The organism is Bradyrhizobium sp. STM 3809, from assembly GCF_000239795.1.
GTDB lineage: Bacteria > Pseudomonadota > Alphaproteobacteria > Rhizobiales > Xanthobacteraceae > Bradyrhizobium.
This window is the reverse complement of record NZ_CAFJ01000515.1, coordinates 1-2,354: the sequence shown is the minus strand read 5'-3', so window position 1 is coordinate 2,354 and position 2,354 is coordinate 1. Positions and strand designations below refer to the sequence as shown.

General features: G+C 65.9%; 3 protein-coding genes. 2 read left to right on the top strand and 1 reads right to left on the bottom strand.

The window, feature by feature from the left end:
* Both BRAS3809_RS23970 and BRAS3809_RS23965 read left to right on the top strand, forming a co-directional pair.
* On the top strand, window positions 1-1,208 hold a 1,208-nt coding region (locus BRAS3809_RS23970; protein ID WP_052523480.1), incomplete at its 5' end, for an MFS transporter.
* Window positions 1,209-1,410: 202 nt separating this feature from the next.
* Complete coding sequence (locus BRAS3809_RS23965; RefSeq protein ID WP_008964619.1) at window positions 1,411-1,851, top strand: GlcG/HbpS family heme-binding protein; 441 nt, start codon at window positions 1,411-1,413, stop codon at window positions 1,849-1,851.
* 129 nt (window positions 1,852-1,980) lie between these two features.
* On the opposite strand, the gene BRAS3809_RS23960 is transcribed toward BRAS3809_RS23965, so the two are convergent.
* Window positions 1,981-2,354 (bottom strand): LysR substrate-binding domain-containing protein (locus tag BRAS3809_RS23960; RefSeq protein ID WP_035657993.1); only part of this gene is annotated, 374 nt, incomplete at its 5' end.

Genomic DNA, 2,354 nt, shown 5'->3' with positions numbered 1-2,354 from the left:
CGACGATCTATGCGCTGGTGATCCCGGCGCTGATTGCAACCATCGGATTGACACGCCCCGAAGCCGGCTACCTCGCGACCGCAGCGCTCGTCGGCGCAGCGGTCGGCGGCTGGGGTGGCGGAATCCTCGCTGATCGCATCGGCCGCATCAAGGTGCTGCAGCTGACGATCCTCTGGGTCGCGCTCTTCACCCTCGCATCCGCTTTCGCGACCGGCTTCAAATTTCTGCTGGTCGTGCGTTTTCTCCAGGGGCTCGGTTATGGCGGCGAGGCGGCCGTGGGCGGGGTCCTGATCAGCGAGGTCGTCAGGCCCGCGCTGCGTGGCCGGGTGGCCGCATCGGTGCAAAGCAGCTACGCGGTGGGCTATGCGATCTCCGTCGCGCTTCTTCCGGTGATCTCATCGCTGTTTCCTGAAGAGCTCGGCTGGCGGGTCTTCTTCGCGGTCGGGATCGCGCCGGCGTTTCTCGTCTTCTTCATCCGCCGGCTCGTGCCGGAGTCCGGGCTGTACCGCCAGAGCCGGACGAACAGCACGGCCGAACTGCCGGCCTGGACGATCTTCACCGGAGCCCACCTGCGACGCACCGTGGCGGCGGCCACGATGGCCACCGGCATTTTCGGCGGCGCCTACGTCATGATCACCTGGCTGCCGACCTATCTGCGCACGGTCCTCAACCTGACCGTGGGGAGCAGTGCAGGCTATCTTGCCATGAACATCCTGGGCTCGCTGCTCGGACCCCTGCTCTATGGCTGGCTTTCGGATCGCACCGGTCGGCGTCCCGCGTTCATAATCTTCCTGCTGTGCCAGGCGGTGAACGCGAGCATCTACCTGCTTGCTCCGATCGGCGCGAACACGACGATTCTGCTCAGCTTCTTCCTGGGCGCGTTCCAGGGTGGGCTGGCATCGGGAATGTTGCCGACCTTCGCCGAATTGTTTCCGACCGAGGTTCGTGCGAGCGGGCAGGGCTTCTGCCTCGGCGGCGGGCGCGGGTTCGGCTCAGTCGTGCCTGCGACCGTCGGCGTGCTTGCCGCTTCGCATCCGCTGGGCCTGTCGATGGGCCTTTGCGCACTCGCCGCCTATGGCCTCGCTTTCCTTGCAGCAATGGCCTTGCCCGAGACCAGCGGCGCCGACCTGCAGCGCATGGCGCCGCCGGAGATGCAAGCGGGGCAGCCCGAACAGGTCGGCAGCTTGGAAGCGCAGCAGTCGAAATGAAGGCAGGCGCCGAGCGTCCGCAACGCGAACGACCAGACGTTTCATAGAGCAGAACAAGGCGGCCAAGCCCGCCGACAGGGAAGGCAACAGGATCGGGAGGACGACATGCACTATCGGACCATTCTGAGCATCATCGCATGCCTCGCAGCCTTGCAGTGTTCGAGCAGCTTCGCCCAGACGGCGGCGACCACCGACAATCCCAATGATGCGGTGGCAGATGCGCGGGCTCCTCCCCCCCTACGGGGAGCCGATCAGCCTGGAGGTGGCCAAGAAAGTGGCTGCTGCGGCCGTCGCCGAGACGACAAAGCGCAACTGGAACGCATTCTGCATCGCCGTGGTCAATCCGAGCGGCGATCTCGTTTACTTCGAGAAGCAGGACAATTGCCAATATGCGTCGATCGGCGTGTCCCAGCACAAGGCGCGCACGGCGGCACGTTACCGACGCCCGACGCTGGTGTTCGAGACGTTGATCGGCAAGGGCGCCTATTTCAACTATCTCGTCACCCTCGACGACGTGATCGCATCACGCGGCGGCAATCTCTTGATCGTGGACGGCAAGATCATCGGTGCCGTCGGTGTGAGTGGGGGCTCGGGCGCCCAGGACAACGTCGTATCTCTGGCCGGCCAGGCCGCCCTCAAATAGACGAGACACAGGCCGGAGGCGGGGCGCGATGCAGTCGCGACCCGCCACGCGTCGGCGCTCCCGGCCGATCAGGTCGGAGCATTGGAGATCGGCCTCGATCGTAAGCCGCACAGACGGCCGGCAGGTGCCCTAGGCGGCCGGCGGGACGGCGGAACACTCGGAATCATTGACCAGGCTGACGCCGCGCCATTGTCCGGATGTGACGAGCGCTCGCGCCGTATCCTGAAGCTCCTTGGCGACGGCGAGGGCTGCAGGCGCCAGCAGGTCCGGCTTGATCGAATAGACGTAGTTGCGGCGTGTGATACGCGCGTCCGAGATCGGCAGGGCGCGCCAGTCCTCGCCGCTCCTCCCTCCTGCCTGCAGGGCGGACATCGGCTTGATGGTGACGCCGATGCCCTCGCTGACGCAGCTCATCACCAGCGAGAGCGAATCGATCTCCGCGACCACGTTCGGGGCAATGTTGCGCCGCTCGAATTCGGCGGCGACCCGCCGGCGCAGCCCGT

Bases quoted from the DNA above. Each gene is read 5' to 3' on its own strand.
- BRAS3809_RS23965 (WP_008964619.1), top strand. From the start codon at position 1,411: ATGATGCGGTGGCAGATGCGCGGGCTCCTCCCCCCCTACGGGGAGCCG.